This is a genomic window from Bradyrhizobium sp. USDA 4353, from assembly GCF_054063215.1.
The window spans coordinates 2019051-2035112 of record NZ_JBSSGB010000001.1 but is presented as its reverse complement, the minus strand read 5'-3'; the positions used below and the strand labels follow the sequence as shown (position 1 = coordinate 2035112).

11 protein-coding genes are annotated in these 16062 nt (G+C 55.1%); 6 read left to right on the top strand and 5 right to left on the bottom strand.

The features are described 5' to 3' along the window. Nucleotides 1-39 precede the first annotated feature (39 nt). Nucleotides 40-474: a DUF6641 family protein gene (locus ACVILH_RS09120; protein ID WP_456712594.1), complete on the bottom strand. Its 435-nt coding sequence runs from the start codon at nt 472-474 to the stop codon at nt 40-42. Nucleotides 475-710: 236 nt separating this feature from the next. Between ACVILH_RS09120 and ACVILH_RS09115 the strand changes: the two genes are divergently transcribed. Then, entirely contained in the window at nt 711-1748 is a 1038-nt protein-coding gene (locus ACVILH_RS09115) for a hypothetical protein (RefSeq protein ID WP_456712593.1), read from the top strand. A gap of 173 nt (nt 1749-1921) precedes the next feature. Here ACVILH_RS09115 and ACVILH_RS09110 read toward each other — a convergent pair whose 3' ends face one another. Next, complete coding sequence (locus ACVILH_RS09110) at nt 1922-4867, bottom strand: hypothetical protein (RefSeq protein WP_456712592.1); 2946 nt, start codon at nt 4865-4867, stop codon at nt 1922-1924. Nucleotides 4868-6825: 1958 nt separating this feature from the next. Here ACVILH_RS09110 and ACVILH_RS09105 point away from each other — a divergent pair. Both ACVILH_RS09105 and ACVILH_RS09100 read left to right on the top strand, forming a co-directional pair. Beyond that, nucleotides 6826-7815: a hypothetical protein gene (locus ACVILH_RS09105; RefSeq protein WP_456712591.1), complete on the top strand. Its 990-nt coding sequence runs from the start codon at nt 6826-6828 to the stop codon at nt 7813-7815. A gap of 22 nt (nt 7816-7837) precedes the next feature. Next, nucleotides 7838-8848: a hypothetical protein gene (locus ACVILH_RS09100; RefSeq protein WP_456712590.1), complete on the top strand. Its 1011-nt coding sequence runs from the start codon at nt 7838-7840 to the stop codon at nt 8846-8848. A 730-nt stretch (nt 8849-9578) separates the two neighbouring features. Here the strand turns inward: ACVILH_RS09100 and ACVILH_RS09095 are convergent. After that, a complete protein-coding gene (locus ACVILH_RS09095) occupies nt 9579-10223 on the bottom strand; it encodes a hypothetical protein (RefSeq protein WP_456712589.1) in 645 nt (214 codons plus the stop codon). Between the two features lie 119 nt (nt 10224-10342). Between ACVILH_RS09095 and ACVILH_RS09090 the strand changes: the two genes are divergently transcribed. The 3 genes from ACVILH_RS09090 to ACVILH_RS09080 all read left to right on the top strand — a co-directional run bounded on the left by ACVILH_RS09090 (nt 10343) and on the right by ACVILH_RS09080 (nt 11475). Further along, nucleotides 10343-10573 carry a helix-turn-helix domain-containing protein gene (locus tag ACVILH_RS09090; protein WP_456712588.1) on the top strand — a complete coding sequence of 77 codons (231 nt, stop codon included), beginning with the start codon at nt 10343-10345 and terminating at the stop codon, nt 10571-10573. Nucleotides 10574-10618: 45 nt separating this feature from the next. Next, the gene (locus tag ACVILH_RS09085) at nt 10619-11179 is read left to right on the top strand and encodes a hypothetical protein (protein ID WP_456712587.1); all 561 of its coding nucleotides are present in this window, start codon (nt 10619-10621) and stop codon (nt 11177-11179) included. Nucleotides 11180-11322: 143 nt separating this feature from the next. After that, nucleotides 11323-11475 (top strand): hypothetical protein, encoded by a 153-nt coding sequence (locus ACVILH_RS09080; RefSeq protein WP_456712586.1) that lies wholly within the window; start codon nt 11323-11325, stop codon nt 11473-11475. A gap of 96 nt (nt 11476-11571) precedes the next feature. Here the strand turns inward: ACVILH_RS09080 and ACVILH_RS09075 are convergent, their stop codons facing one another. Both ACVILH_RS09075 and secA read right to left on the bottom strand, forming a co-directional pair. Then, the gene (locus ACVILH_RS09075) at nt 11572-12738 is read right to left on the bottom strand and encodes a tyrosine-type recombinase/integrase (RefSeq protein WP_456712585.1); all 1167 of its coding nucleotides are present in this window, start codon (nt 12736-12738) and stop codon (nt 11572-11574) included. Between the two features lie 115 nt (nt 12739-12853). Then, nucleotides 12854-15706, bottom strand: a complete 2853-nt coding sequence (gene secA, locus ACVILH_RS09070; RefSeq protein ID WP_456712584.1) for a preprotein translocase subunit SecA — start codon at nt 15704-15706, stop codon at nt 12854-12856. Nucleotides 15707-16062 lie beyond the last annotated feature (356 nt).

The following is a 16062-nucleotide window of genomic DNA, read 5'->3' as shown; positions in this document are numbered from 1 at the left end:
TCTCCAGTCGGGCTCTCAGCGGCATCGGCCTGACCGCGATTAGTTTGCTTTGCGAGCTGGGAAAGTTCGTCCTCCCTTGCCCTCGCTTAGCTGAGCGTCAAGCTCGCCAGCTCGAACGGCCTTGATCAATGCATCGATCACCCCGGGCAGCTTCTCTAGGGAACCTACGGAAATCGCGGCCTTGCCCTTCTCGAATTCGATGCGCCTCGATCCGACCTTTATCGTCATCACGAAACTGCCGGTCGGGTCCTGCTGCCACCACTTGCCCGTGCGGAGTGGTTTCTCGACCAGCGCTTTCTCGCCGCCCTCCTTCTTTTCCCAGCGTTTTACTCGCCGCTGGTACAGGGGATCGGCAAGCAGCTTCTTTTGATCCTCCAAGCGGGACACCATGCGTTCCCTCTTGAGAATCAATGGGTCCGAGCTGACTTTCGGCTGCGGGACGAAGGTGAAAGACTTAAGGATAGACGTCGACATCTTGGGCTCCTGGCTATTGGAGGGACACAACGCCATTCCGACATAGCTCCTTTGATCAAACGGTCGAGCCCGAAAAGGATAAAATCGACTTCCCATATGCGCTGCAAACCTGCACAAATGACGCCCTCTAGCCCTTACCTCGTCTGAGGTAGCCTAATTCGAGAGTTGTATTGTTTCGAATTGCCGTCCTTACCTACAGTATCAGCCGTCTATTCAGTCCAGATCTCGATAGGATCATGATCGTCGCTACGCTCGCCTTACCCGACACTCTCGAACTTCACAGCCTGCTTCAGTTCGCGAGGCGGTTAGACGCTGTCCGAACCTGCGACGTTTTCGTCCTGGACATGGGTAAAGAGAGGCATTTCCCTCCGTTCCCCATGCTGTTCCTGGTGGCCAAGCTATCTGAGTTTCGAGCCCGCCACCCCGAGACCACGATCCAGCTTTTGCACCAGGAGGCACACTCGTATGCAGCGCATATGGGATTCTTTCGTGCTGCTGGATTCGACTATGGAAAGGACGTTGGAGAGGCGAAAGGCAATGCTCGCTACCTGCCCATTAGATCCTTGACTCAGGACGAGCTCGCTCAAAGCGATGGACAATGGGGTGCCGAGCTAGGAGATCTCATCCAGAAACATGCCGACGACATCGCGGTAATCATATCAAGGGACGAAACTCGGAAGTCTGATTTCTTCAATGTACTTTCGTACAGCATCCGCGAAATGATTCGGAATGTCTTCGAGCACAGCGGAGCGGATCGAGTTTTTTATTGCGCTCAGTATTGGCCTGCGAAGCAGAAAGTCGAAGTATGCCTCTTGGATCGCGGTATGGGCATTAGACAGAGCTTGGGAACAAATCCGAATTTCCGCTATAAGACGGACAAAGAGGCGGTCGAGATGTCGCTTTGGCCTGGTGTGTCGGGAAAGACGCATCTCAAGCCGCGGTCTGAGAACTGGGCCAACTCAGGTTATGGCCTATACATGACCAGCAGGCTCTCTCGGCACGGCGGCAACTTTACTATGGCAAGTGGTGACGCTTGCATCATGCTGTCCCGGGAGATGCGAAAGCTGAACTTTTCGACAAGCCTTCAGGGTACCGCGATTCGAATGAATCTCGACGTCTCTCAAATCGGCGACGTAGAAAAGCGATTGCACCAATTTCGAAACGAAGCGTCGGATATAGCAAAATCGATGCCGGGGCTGCGAGCTCACAACCCGTCGTACATGTCCATGGTTCTTAGGCGAGACTTTCACTTGCCGCTTGAAAGAAGTCGGTAAGGGCTCCCGTTGGGCTAAGCAGCTAGTCTGCGTTCTCGCAAGCTTGGTTAAGGTGGCCACCAATCGTTCAGAGCCGGCATCCCGTCACATTGAAAAAATGCCGCCGTCGATCTGAAGTTCGAGCCGACTCAGACAAGCCTCGCTCGGTCAAATCATTACGAGCGAAGTGTGCCCTACCAGAACTTTTCCGCGCTCGGCTGAAGACGTACCCTCGGCGCAAATCGGCCAAGCTTAGTCTGGAGAAGGCGAAGAAGACCTGGGCTCGTCACGATGACTGTCTTGGTCCCCGGAGTCTTACGAAAGCCTGTATTCCGCCCAACAGCTTGTGAAAGCTGAGCTGCGTAATATTTGGCGATTGTGTCTTCTATCTGGAGCCAGCTCCCAACTGCATTCAATCGGCCGTAAACCTCGGGATGAATATACGTGAGCACAATGAAGACGTTCTCTTCTGACCAGCCACTATATCCCTTCATACCTTGGAATGTTCTTGCTCTCTCTCCCTTCAGCTCATTGAGCTTATCCGCAATCACGACATTCCGATCGTCGCTAGCCAAAATTTCTGCTGCCAATTTCTGAATTCCTTGAGCGTTAGCATGCTTATGTTTCACGATCGGAACGTTCACTGGGTACACACCCGGCAGATCGTCGAGCGTCAATCGTAGAAGTGGACGATTGAGCTTCGACCTGTACAGCTCAACTATCGCCTCGGTCGTAAAGCTCTCTGTCGTCAAGAAGACCCACCTGGTCTTGTCTGACGTCAACCACCGCTTCGAGCCGAAGTAATAGGTTTTAGCATCCTGGCTGCGATAAATTGCTTTAGCGGTGTTTTCGCGACCGAAAGGCTGGGAACTGTAATCCACCTGGACTTGCTCGAAGTGAGATAGATCGATAAAGCGCAGTTCGCTATAGTCCTCAAAATTGACGTTAGAGAGTGCCCCATCTTCCTTCTTCATTCTGTTGAAGTCGTCTTTGCGCTCCCGGACAGTGAGCTTTTGCCAGTTCCACCGACTGCGTATCGACAGGTGTCTATACAATTCGTCTGACACTATGTGCGCAAAGTCGTCCCACTCGGGTTCGTCGAAGACGACGGTGTCAAAAAGCAGCTCTGACCTAAGCTCATGGCACCTGTCGGGATTCATCTCAGGACTAAATCGCGGATGATGCCAAATCCTATTCAGGTATGTCCGATACCATGACGCCGCCGTCGCATGTGTAGTAAAGAGAACTGTTGTACCAGAGAAGATCGAGGTTCCGTCAGGAGTAACCCACAATGCCTTACGAACAAGTTCTAGCTCCTCGTATACGCGGGGCTGAGAGCCGGACACCTGACGCAAGACCGAAAGAATGTCTCCTCGTTGCACGAACTCGTCTCGGAGCGACTCGACATCGCACTTCTTGCATGCGTCTTCATAGTAAGACCAAAACGTCTTCAGAACGAAAGCACGCCGGTTCTCGTTAGCGTATTCCTTGGCCTTCTCGTTAGCCTGCATTTGGCTCCGGAAGGCGAACACGTAGAAGCGCAACTTGGTGTCTTCGGTGCCCATTGCCGCGTCTAAAGCGGCCTGCTGCGTGATGTGGAACAAAGCAGTTGTCTTTCCGATTCCCTCCCCGGAAGTGCAGATGATGTCTCCGTCGAAGAACATGGCATCGTTAAGGTGCTGCCAAAGTTTTTGGCGATAGATCACCTGCAGCTCAGAGGTGGGACACGAAGAGATATGAGGGAAAGCGCGAGTGGCCGCCTCCTCGTATATTTCCTTAAATGCTTTGCCAGCTTGACCTTTCAGTCGTTCAAAGTATGGAACGACTCTTTCTATCTGCTCGATAGGAGGCCCTGGTTCGTTCGGAATGAGTCCGAAGCGTCGACCCAGGTAATCGCCGATCTCGTTTGCTGTTAGCTCGTTAGGAAGCCGAAAAATACCTTGCGGGGCACCCTGCCCTTGTATAAGCAGGGTCGTATGTTCACCTCTAATAACCGTCGATGGCGTGTTATCCGCCGGATGGTTCTGGAAGTGGTGCACCCATTCTCCCCGCTTCATGACCATGGAAACCGGCTTGGGGAACGGTGCATTCCATTCCTCTTGGCACATTTCGGCGAACAGCTGGACCATCTCAGGACCTGCGGCGGTCTCCCCCCTTGCATCCCGAGCGGCAACACGATGCTGCCGAGCTTTCGCAAAGTCTGATGCGGAAAACTCGGGTGGCACCAAGAAGGAGCCGCTACCCTTCGAAGATCTCCCGCCGCGAAGCTTTTCGTCGAGAACAAGTTGCGGTACCAACGTGCCAGCGGGCAAGCCCAAGACGGCCGAGTCTTTATCAAGCTTGCGTATGCCCCAAGGCATTCTCTTCAACTGTATGTATGTCTGCCCGCTCTTGTCGGCCGGTACAGGTGACGTGAGCAGCTTGTCCATGATTTCGGCGACGGCGTTCCAGTAGGTTTGGTAAGCATTGGACATAACCGTCGTGTGGACTTGCCGACTGTCCCAGCGCTCAAAGGCGGAATGGTCGTGCGACGCACCAAGAAGGTGGGTCGTGCAAAAGACGAAATGAAAGTGAAGCGACCGGCTCCCTGAAAAGACAACGCTATACCCAGCGTAGTCCCGATACTTTCGAAGCTCCGCGTCGACCTCCTTAAAGTGTCCCTTAGCGGCGACCCAGCCGCAAATTTGATCGAAGTGCTCCCGTTCCGTGCAATCGTGCTCTATGGTCACCACTAAGAAGCCGGCGTTTGTCGCACGCAAGACCGGCTTTTCCACTTTTTGGATGTCAAAGCTTTTGCTGGTCCAACCCTGCGGCAGCAACAGAGGGTTTCCGAAGAAACAAAGGGGCGTACCTTCGTCGGCCCTGATGCTGTCAGGGACCGATCCAAAATCTTCGGTGAGCCTCCCGCGCAAATACGGATGGGAGCCAAGGGGTACGTAGAGCCCCCTCTTTGCATCCAAAGCACAGGACAAGAGGCGTTGTGCTAGCGCCATCTTTTGGTTGGGATATCGACGTCTTGAGTCGGCGATGGAGGCAAGGCGACGCCGCACGGCGTTTGATAAGGGCAATCGCCAGAAGTCGAGGGTTATGTTTCGCATAATCATCATCGAACTTGTTCTAGCAAGGGGCAGCTCGATCAAACCTGAGCTGCGTTGTTGAGCCCGGGAGTCGTTCCATTTGGAACAGGATGCCGCGGACCACGGCGGTGCAGATCATTACGGTCGCGGACAATAATCGAGCGAGCTGTCACGGAGCCGGTCGTGCGGTGCAGGTTCGCAAGGTAACTGGAGCGGGTGGTCCGAGAGGCAGACCCCGAACTCCACTAGTATGGGGTTGAGCTTTAGGGACAGTTCGATCCTGTTCTCCGGAGCGAGGGCAGAGACATCGATCGAAAGGATCTGTCTATCGGCGGCTCGAATCGAACGGCCTTTATCTTGAGTATTGTCGGTTTGCGAACAACCGTCGTTGGCCGTTGCAGCAGTCAGGTCTTTCGCTGAGATTTCAGAGTGCAGAGTGTTCAGCGATAGCAATCTCTCTCGCTGCTCAGTAGATAGCTGTGCGATCCGATAGATCGTCGTCCAGTTTGGAGGCAGTAGATGTGCTATCGGCAAAAGTACGTCTGCTCGCCTGCCAATGAGCATCTTCTTGCGGAATGTGCCTGACTTAGGATCAAGTCGAACTCGACTGCAGAATTCGCCGAAGCGATCTCCTAGGGACGTCTGCGCTGTCACAAGAATAGCGAACTTCTTGATCGTATGAGTCGCCGCGTTCTTGCCAAATGTGCAGTAATGCTCGACGAAGGAGTCGATGGTCTCCGTTATCGTGTCCGCAATCGTGCGTTCGTCCGCAGCGATTGACGGTATATCGATAACATGACCCGCGGAGTCGTTTAGAGTAGCAGGTGCAGTGCTTCGGTCCATTTAGATCCTTCCTTCCAGGCAAAAAAAAACGGCCCAGGACGTGGTCCTTGGCCGTGTCAATGATTATAGCTTCGGGCAGAAGTTGCCCTTGGGCTGCTCTAAAGCTACGTAGCCTTTGCAGCAGTTCAAGCCGTCGCTCTAGAAAAATTTCGTCGTTTGCGGGTAAATCAATGTAACGAGGTCCTCATCGGCTATTCGCCGGCGGCAGACCCCTCCCGTCTCTTACCAGCCGCTCGCCTTTTGGCTTTTCGGAGTCCTGCGCTCTACAAGGGCACGTCTTAACTCCAGTCGTAAGCACCATGGCTTATATCTATTAGTACTGGAGCTTATGGCTAGGGGTACCGTGTAGAGCGCAGGCTTACAGTCCGCGCCCGCTCCACCGATCATCTCATTGCGATGTTGACGTTTAAAGCGGCTGCGCCGCTTGCGAAGCTCACCTGATGCGTTCGGGGCCACCTTGTATTGCATCGCACAATCCAGCGTATGCACCCGGTCAGCGCCCCTAGTCGTGGTCCGGCAAGTATGATCGTGCGCACCACGAAAGCCGGTCGCGATCAGCACCCCAAGCCGCTACAGCTACCCAACAGTCCAAAGTGAGCCCCGACGGTGCGTTCAGATTAGCTACGGGCTCCGATGCACTGGGGCTAACACGAAACGCATCAGAGGCTCGGAGAACGCTGGGGCACATCTCCAGCTTACGACGCACAAGAGAAACTGCAGGGTTCTCGACAAAAGATTGACAGGGTACTCCGCAGGGCTGCAGGCTGTTGAAAATATTCCGCAATTTTACTTCCGTTGGAAGTACAAGCACTGCCACGGCCGCTATGCTTAGCCAATAAGATCAACGGGTTAGACAATTCGACTGTTCAGAACTGCGTCGTTTTTGTCTAGCTGTTGAAAGCATATCGATCCTGGTGGTGCTTGCCGGACTTCAGGGGGCACCACGAATGGACGGCGCTCGCTATCTCGAAGATGGCCGACTCACAGTTTTTCGGCGTAACGGCACCTATTACGCCCGCCTACGACTTTCACCGGGGAAATACGTCACACGGTCGCTGAAGACGACGGTCGAGGAGAGTGCCGTACGATTCGGGACGAAATTTATTCGGGCTTGAGATCTAGTCAGACACTACCCCACGGTGTATGATCAAGGCTTTCAGACCAGAGGGGGATTGAAAGTGAGGCATTTCAAAACCTTCGTAGTTAGCGCTGCAATATTTATTCTTACGAGCGCCGCGGGCTTTACGGCCGTCGAATTTGTTGAATTCGAAGATGACTTCAACGCGAAATTTGGGATAAGCGCGGCAAATAGCGCAGAAGGCCCGAAGGAACTTGCATTCATTGCGGCTAAGGATGTCCCGTTTAAGGCCGGATATCTCCATAGCAAAACAATGCGAACGATGGGAGGCGTGTTATTTCGCCAAGTAGCAAAACCAGCAAAGGACATTGCGAACGCATGTCCCGATGTGCGAATTGACCTTACCCAGCCGAACGGCACGAGGCTCACCGCCCAGCTTTCCGCAAAGAAAGAAGTCCACGGCGAGATCTTTGACTGGGAGCTGATTCCTACGGCAGAATATGTTGCAAGCGGAGAAGACGGATTAATTTCCTATATGAAGTATGAGGCCGAATATCAAAAGGCGTTTTCTAACAATCTAGTCGGCCTCAACTTGTTCCTACTCGACAACTCACGGCAATGGACGCGGTTTCCTTATGCTCATCTCTTTCTAAAAGCCCCCGTTGTAGACGGCTATCCTCAATCTCAACCTAGCGACGCCGGTCTAGCAGCCTGGCGAGTGCTGAGAGATTTTCTCGGCGATGAACAGCTTATGTTCTGGGATAGGGACGTCAACTTTGTATTTTCTGTAAATGGCCAACGCCTGTCTATTTCGGGCGAACCATATTGGGTGGCGGTCGACGAAATTAACAAAGAGGGAGATGGCCGTGTCATTCGCTCATTTCGAGATGTCGCGACTGCGCGATTGTCCAATCCTACCATCTATGACAGCATTTACAGAGTTGCCAAATACAGCGCCTTCTTCAAGTATCTGGCCCAGAAATGCGATACGGTTTGGAGTCGCTTTTTGACAGATCTCGCGGCTCATCGAGCCGACATGAGGGAGATCCAGGTGCCCCCTAACAAAATGTGGAGCAAAGTCATCAACTGATATATTCTTCGACGAACGGCCCATGCATCTTTACCACTCATTTCCACGAATTTCACTGCTCGAGGAGCTGAACGTAGGCTGGACGATTTTTTCCTCGGTCCTGAAGCTTGGGCTGCTTCTTACGCACGAAAGAATTACTTATCCGCTCGTTCGCCATACAGATATTGAGTTGAACTCCGGCACTTTAGTCGACCAACTTCGGTGCTGCTTTACTCTCCTTGATCAGACCGAACTGGTAGACCACGCCGCCGTATTCGGCGCGTTCTCAATTGAGTTCGATGTTCGCGACCTAAGATCGTTAGGCGCGTTCCCTGTCGTTTATATTCCGCAGCCGATTTTTGACCACGGCAGCCAACGCTTTAGCGAGTCGAGCATCATTGGCAACAACATTGTACATCAGCTTCGCGATGTCGCAGTACTATTGCGAGAATTGTTAGATCTTCAGAATCTTGTCATTCAAAACAATGACTTGGCTAGCGGTCCTGTAACGGTCAGGACTTCTCGGAAAACTGGCAGATTGACATTCTCCGCAATCGACTTGGTGCTCGACCATCTGCTGGGCAAGAAGGTGAGCTTTAAAAACTTGCTTAATAGCGTCGATTTTCTATCAAATGTATTCTACCATGTTGATTCAGCCCGTAAGGAGCTGATCATTCTGGAAGATGATCTCAAGTATTATCTTCAACGAGAGTGGAGGATTGTTTCCGGGCTTAAGTCTAAAGGGCAGCAAGTTGACCGTCCTTTGACAGCGACGGAAAGTTCTGACTTGGAGAAGATATCTGAGTTCTTCGCCGAGACTGTCTATCTTAAGGACGGTTCGAGCGCACGACGATCCTCGATATCAAGAGCCATCGCGTACAAAGGCACGATGCCATTGTCCCAATGCGTGAAGCGCTTTTTTGTACCGGACGTTTTGGAGACTAGAGCACGCGATGAACTCGGACAAATCGGCATCCCGGCGGACCGCGTGGTCTCGCTCGACTATGCTGAGATCCTCAAGCGACGAGCCGAAAGGTATCAGGCCAAGAAGTAGAGCCACGGTTCGGATTACGCCGATGGAGACCGAGCGGGATGCAGAAGCCGCTGCCTTGCACGACCGCATCACCTCAAAAGTCGAACGAAACGTCATAAACTGGAGAGAAGCCTGTGGGGCGCGCCAACAGCACATCCGAAATTGAGGAAGACCCAAGAGACTTCTTCAAGGAACTTTATACAGACGCCACAACGACAATCCGCCACTATGATGTTCAACGATCATCATTCACCACGATATTCGCTTCCCTCCTGGCCATCTTTGGAACTGTCATCGTTGCGGCCGGATTGGGAGATAAGCACCCACCTTATCTTGTAGCGATAGTTATCGCATCAATCGTTATGGTTGCGCTCTCGGTTACTTCCTGCCTTGTTGTGCTTAAGTTCGAAGCTCTCATTGTACTTCAGAGGCATCGAGCGAGACTTGCTCTAGAAGGTTATGAGCGAGCTTACTCGTCCGACCTTCTCTCTAAAGTCAATCGGGAGGCAAGAGCTGCTAGCTCACCACTCATTGGTTCTCGCCTCTCTCTAGCCAGGCTTTGGCTCTCTATCTTTGTTATTCTCACTCTCTCAGGGCTGGGGTTGTTTGGATGGTCGCTGTTTAGCCTGCTGAGATGACAGGCAGCGCAGTAGCTCGTCCATCGGCTGCAGGGATAGTTGCATGGTCCTATGCCGTTTTCGGTTAGAGCGCCTCGTCCCATAGAGATAGCAAAGGGCAATCCGGCGAACGACTATTGTACCGTCCAGAATTCCGTCTGTCGGTCGGTCCTGACGTCAACCCTGAAAACACTTCCGCAGTAATCGTTGTTGACGTCGAGGGTCAAAAACTCACCCGGCTGTAAAGGGCGCAACTGCCGGCCAAAAAGGCCCGAAATATCCTTGCCCGCTTCCCGCTTGAGCTTTGCTGCTTCGTTTGAGAGACTATCCTCCATTTCAATGGTCTTAGAGCACAGTGTGACGCCCCGGCGCCGATTAATCCACCACTCCTCTATTTTGATCGTTCTGTTTGAAACATTCGTCAGCTGCAGATATGAGTGCAGCACGTACCGTTCCTTGGTGATACCCTCGTTGACGGCCCTGCTTCCAAGTGAACGTAGCTCAAGTTCGTTCGTCGCTGCGGATCGACTTTCCTCGTCCTGTTCCGCTCGCTTCTCCTCAGGCATCGACCCGTCGGCTCCACGTGCCAGATCTGGATGATCTCCCTCATCGGCCTTTTGCGGGCCGAACGGCGCCTTTTGGAATGCGAAAGTAAGATGCTCGGCAATCGGCTGCATCAACCGAAATCTGTCAGCCTGCGCAACATAGTAGCCGTTCCCAACTAGCCAACCGAGGCCGAAGGCCCCCGCATACGAAACCGCTCTTCCGATCTTGTTCATCTGCCTCAACCCCTGCAATCAGCGCCGCACATCTGGCTGGCGACCGGTCCTATTGATTTAGCGATTTTTGTTCAGTATATCGAGGTGCAATATACTGAACAAGATTGGATGCTTCCCGCATGGACTTGCGGGAAGTTTTCGCGACGAATTTGCGTCGGCTACGGAATGCGAAGGGTCTCTCGCAGGATGAGCTTGCTTATGAAGCAGGCATTAGCAGGGGATACTTGAGCCAGCTTGAGAAGGGCGTGTTTTACGCTAGCCTAAAGATTATTGAGAAGCTCGCGTCGACGCTCGACGTTGAACCGGCTGAACTGCTTAAATTTCCCAAGGCAGGCAGAAAGTCTGGTTAGCGGTGGAGGGATGGACGGACTTTACCCAACGAGGATTGGGCACATATGGATTCTTTTGAACAAGTAGTGTCTGAAATTCTCTGGCAGGAAGGATATTGGGTTCGTACGTCCGTAAAAGTCGAACTTACCAAGGAAGAAAAGAGAGAGATTGGACTTCCTTCGGCCCCGCGATGGGAGCTCGATGTTGTTGCATACAAGGCGAACGAAAATTCACTTTTGGCAGTCGAGTGCAAAAGCTACCTCGATAATCCGGGAGTCAGGTTCTACGGATTTGATGGATCTAACGAGAAGGAAGCGAATAGATTTAAGCTCTTCAATAGACCCCAACTCCGAGAGGTCGTTTTTCGAAGGTTGAGACTGCAACTTGCTGAATCCGGCGCATGCTCGGCCGAACCATCGGTAACGCTTTGCTTGGCATGCGGTCGAATCGCCAATGAAGTTGATCGAGGTAAACTAAGAGATCATTTCGCAGAAAATGGATGGCTGCTCTGGGATGAGAATTGGCTGCGAAATCGACTAAAAGTCATGGCAAGTAGAGGATACGAAAATCAGGTGTCGGCCGTCGTAGCCAAGCTGCTTATTAGGGGCAGAATTGACGAAGCGTGAAAAACGTCGCGTCAGCGGCGAATAATAGCTTTCTCTTGCGCCCACCTGCCGGGACATAAAATCCGAAACTCACCATCAACCTGATACTTGAATATTTTGCGGGATGGATCGGTGGCTTGCCGCCACTCCAGAATGGCACCACCATGCCACGCACGATCTGCCTGCCGTTCATGGAGATACAAGCGGCCACCTATTGCGCTATTCGCCACCTCATCGGATACAACCCAATTTCCGGTTTCGTGAATCTGATGCCCCAGGTGAACATGATTCTGACCGTGTCTGCAGATGAAATGTAGATCGACGGGCATGACTGGTCCTGCCGAGATGTCCAGAGTCTTAAGACAGAGTATTGTCGGGGATCATTGCGTCTTGAAGGCCGACGGATACAACGGTTAATCGCCGAGTCTAGTGGCAAACACGCTCGGTGTAGCTTGCTTTCCGTAATATTCCTGTATCATCTGTACCGATGTTCCCATGTTACGAGCAACCTCGAAGACTCCAATTCCGCTGCGCAGTGCATTCACAGCATAGAAGTGTCGTAAGCTGTAAACGGTGTACTTTTCGCCGAAGCTGCTCCGCTCGATCCGAGCGTCTCGCAGCGCCGCATTTAGCTGGTCGATGAGCGTGATGATCTTAGATCCGTCAGGCATGACGAACAGCAAGCCGTCAGAATCCTCCTCCCTTCGCTTTGTCAAGAATTTGTCTAACCGTTTGGCTGCGACTGCTCTTACGATCGCATCCCGTTCTCCTGTTTTTCCTCGGACGACAAGGCGGAAGTTCTTACGACCTTTTTCGTCCGTAAACGGATGAACATCTCGAACACGTAGGTTGTTAGCCTCACCTGTTCTGATGCCAGAATTCGCTAAGACGAGAACATAGATCCGCAATAGCTCCCGACTTTTGCGAGTGCGAACATCTCTTGCTGTTTCAATACGGCCGCAAAGCGTACGCCACAGCTTGCGGTATTCCCACTGCTCAAACGCCGGCCGTACCCGCTTCTTCTTCGGAGTGAACGTTAGGGTGATCGCTGGCTTGCTGCCTCGGAGGCCCCGCTCGGCAGCCCACTTCACCATGGCTTTGCCGAGCATCATGTCCCACTGAAGGGTCTTGTCCGTCGGATGCCGCTTAGCGTTCTTCGGAAGCTTGTCGAACGAGGCATAATAATCCCGGCGCCACGGAATGAACTCCCGCATCACCTTGTCATCGATAGCCTCGACTGCCAGTGGCCCTACATACTCCCGCCAGAACTTCGAAACCCGCCTGATTTGCCGCAGCATCCCTGCCGAAGTCTTGCCGTGAACGTGATCCCGCTCACGAAAGCGAATGTAGTCGTCGATGACGGCAGCGAACAATTTGGATTTCGCCGGAAGGCCCTGCTCGGCTCTCTGCTCCAACTGGAACAGCAGCCTTCGGCCGAGCTGGACGGCACTCTCCTCGACCGTCGTCTTCAGCGACCGTGTGACGTATTTCCCCGGTGAAAGTCGTAGGCGGGCGTAATAGGTGCCGTTACGCCGAAAAACTGTGAGTCGGCCATCTTCGAGATAGCGAGCGCCGTCCATTCGTGGTGCCCCCTGAAGTCCGGCAAGCACCACCAGGATCGATATGCTTTCAACAGCTAGACAAAAACGACGCAGTTCTGAACAGTCGAATTGTCTAACCCGTTGATCTTATTGGCTAAGCATAGCGGCCGTGGCAGTGCTTGTACTTCTTGCCTGAGCCGCAGGGGCAGTCCTCGTTGCGGCCGACCTTGCCCCACGTTGTCGGGTCGTTCGGGTTGCGCGCTTCGGCCGGGACCGGGGCGGCACCGGACGACGGCACGAGCGAGACGTTGGCGAAGGCCATCTCGTCCTCGCCCGTGTTCGGATCGGCGTGGTGCGCCTGCATCGGCGGCAGCACCGGCTGCTGCTCCTCCGGCGGCACGATCTCGACGCGCATCAGCTGGGCGGTGACGGCCTCGCGCAGATGGGCGATCATCGCCTCGAACAGCGTGAAGGCTTCCGACTTGTACTCCTGCAACGGATCGCGCTGGCCGTAGCCGCGCAGGCCGATGACCTGGCGCAGATGGTCGAGCATGATCAGATGCTCGCGCCAGAGATGGTCGAGCGTCTGCAAGAGGATGGTCTTCTCGACGTAGCGCATCACGTCGGGGCCCCATTGGGCGACCTTGGCGGCCATGCGCTCGTCGGCATGGGTCTCGATGCGCTTGAGCAGCTCCTCGTCGGCGATGCCCTCTTCCTTGGCCCAATCCTCCACCGGCAAATCGAGGTCGAGCACGCGCTTTAGCTCGTCCTTCAGGCCGACGACGTCCCACTGCTCGGCATAGGCATGCTCGGGCACGTGCTTGCTGACGAGATCGTCGATGAAGGCGTGGCGCATGTCGGTGATGGTCTCGACCACGCTCTCGTCCTGCATCAGCTCGACGCGCTGGTCGAAGATCACCTTGCGCTGATCGTTCTGGACGTTGTCGAATTTGAGCAGGTTCTTGCGGATGTCGAAGTTGCGCGCCTCGACCTTCTGCTGCGCCTTCTCCAGCGCCTTGTTGATCCAGGGATGGATGATGGCCTCGCCTTCCTTCAGGCCGAGGCGGGTCAACATGCTGTCCAGACGGTCCGAGCCGAAGATGCGCATCAGATCGTCTTCCAGCGACAGGAAGAACTTCGAGCGGCCGGGATCGCCCTGGCGGCCGGAGCGGCCGCGCAGCTGGTTATCGATGCGGCGGGATTCATGGCGCTCGGAGCCGATGATGTAGAGGCCGCCGGGCTTGGTCACGGTCTTCGCCGGCTTGGAGCCCTTGGCGGGCTCGATCTCGACGGTCTCCTCGGCCTTCAGCACGATCTCGCGGAAGCGGGCGATGTCGGCCTTGATCTGCTCGATCTTGGCGGCCTTCTCGGCCTCGTCGGTGATGCCGCCGGTCTCCTGCTGGATACGCATCTCCAAGGAGCCGCCGAGCTTGATGTCGGTGCCGCGGCCGGCCATGTTGGTCGCGATCGTGATCGCGCCGGGGACGCCGGCCTCGGCCACGATATAGGCCTCCTGCTCGTGGAAGCGCGCGTTCAGCACCGCGAACAGTTTTGCCGGTTTGCCGGCGCGTGCGGCGGCATAGAGCTTGTCGAGCGCGCGCTCGCTGCCGAAATCGATCTGCTTGTAGCCATGCTGCTTGAGATAGGCAGCGAGCACCTCGGACTTCTCGATCGAGGCGGTGCCGACCAGCACCGGCTGCAGGCGCGAATTGGCGCGCTCGATCTCGGCGAGGATGGCGGCGTATTTTTCCTGCTGGGTGCGGTAGACCTCGTCGTCCTCGTCGAGACGCGCGACCGGCAGATTGGTCGGGATCTCGACGACCTCGAGCTTGTAGATGTCGAACAGCTCGTCGGCCTCGGTCGCGGCCGTGCCGGTCATGCCGGCGAGCTTCTCGTACATGCGGAAGTAGTTCTGGAAGGTGATCGAGGCCAGCGTCTGGTTCTCGGGCTGCACCGGCTGGTGCTCCTTGGCCTCCAGCGCCTGGTGCAGGCCTTCGGAATAGCGCCGGCCCGGCATCATGCGGCCGGTGAACTCGTCGATGATCACGACCTCGCCGTCGCGGACGATATAGTCCTTGTCGCGGGTGAACAGCGTGTGCGCGCGCAGCGCCTGGTTGATGTGGTGCACGACGGAGACGTTCTCGACGTCGTACAGCGACTCGCCCTTGAGCTGGCCGGCGTCGCGCAGCAGGGTCTCGATCTTCTCCATGCCGGCTTCGGTCAAGGTGACCGTGCGCTGCTTCTCGTCGACCTCGTAATCGGTCTTGTCGAGCTTCGGCACGAAGGTGTCGATCGTGTTGTAGAAATCGGAGCGGTCGTCGAGCGGGCCGGAGATGATCAGCGGCGTGCGCGCCTCGTCGATCAGGATCGAGTCGACCTCGTCGACGATGGCGAAGAAGTGGCCGCGCTGGACCATCTCCTCCAGCCGGTACTTCATGTTGTCGCGCAGATAGTCGAAGCCGTATTCGTTGTTGGTGCCGTAGGTGATGTCGCAGGCATAGGCCGCCTTGCGCTCGGCATCGTCGAGGCCGTGCACGATGACACCGGTGGTGAGACCCAGGAAGCCGTAGATCTGGCTCATCCAGCCGGCGTCGCGGCGAGCGAGGTAATCATTCACCGTCACGACGTGGACGCCCTTGCCGGCGAGCGCGTTGAGGTAGACCGCGAGCGTCGCCACCAAGGTCTTGCCTTCGCCGGTCTTCATCTCGGCGATGTCGCCCTCGTGCAGCACCATGCCGCCGATCAGCTGCACGTCGAAATGGCGCTGGCCGAGGGTACGCTTGGAGGCCTCACGCACGGTGGCGAAGGCCGGGACCAGGAGGTCGTCGAGCGTCTTGCCTTCGGCGAGCTGCTTCTTGAACTCCTCAGTGCGCGCCTTCAGCTGCTCGTCGGTCAGCTTGACGAGCTCCGGCTCCAGCGCGTTGATCGCGTTGACGCGGGACTGGTAGCCCTTGACCCGGCGGTCGTTGGATGAGCCGAAAAGCTTACGGGCGAGCGCGCCGATCATTGCTGAAATCCTGCCTCTGTGGGTCTGCGTTGCAGCCGTAACTCATGCTTTGGCTTTGCTGTTCCCGGCGTGATGCACCGCAGCACACGCGCCAGGCTCGACTTCGGCGCCTTGAGGCGGCCGTCGGATGAGCGGGAGACGAGCAAACCAGGGGTCAACGGCCAAAAACGCAGCAAAATAAGCGCTATCGCCCTTGTAGCGACCGGGCAGAGATATGGCTGGGGGGGAACGTTGTCAACGGCGCCCGACAGCGAGACGTCGGCCCTTAACCTGTCGCCGATTTCACGAAATTGACAGACTTTTCGCGTTGCCAAGGCACCGCGATTGGGCGAGTGTCCCCGCCGCCCAGAGGTAAC